This is a genomic window from Arthrobacter sp. SIMBA_036, from assembly GCF_046535135.1.
Taxonomy (GTDB): domain Bacteria; phylum Actinomycetota; class Actinomycetes; order Actinomycetales; family Micrococcaceae; genus Arthrobacter.
Genome location: NZ_JAWRXG010000094.1, coordinates 1 through 304, shown reverse-complemented (window position 1 = coordinate 304; position 304 = coordinate 1). Strand labels below are relative to the sequence as shown.

Here is a 304-nt window from a genome sequence, read left to right as displayed (position 1 = left end):
CGAGATGTATTTCGCCCCCTTGATCCAGAGCTTGAGCGCCTCCCAATGGATGCCGGCGACGATCTTGAAGGTCAGGAAGGGAATGCGCGCCGTCAGCCCCGCAAGGGTGGCGCTGGCGAGTGGCTTCATCGCGCCGGAGAAGGTCGCCGCGAGCAGCGGTCCCTGCCGATCTGTCTCCAGGATCCGCCAGCGGATCTCGTCGCCCGGCGGAAGCATGCGGAAGTGATAGTCCATATCCATGCCGATGAAGGGAGAAACATGGAAAAGCTTGCTGCAGCTCTGCCGCAGCCCGCTGTCCGAAAGC

General features: G+C 62.8%; 1 protein-coding gene. It reads right to left on the bottom strand.

What is annotated here, in order from left to right; genetic code table 11:
- On the bottom strand, nucleotides 1-304 hold a 304-nt coding region (locus tag SB659_RS19270; RefSeq protein ID WP_410551555.1), incomplete at both ends, for a DUF1365 family protein.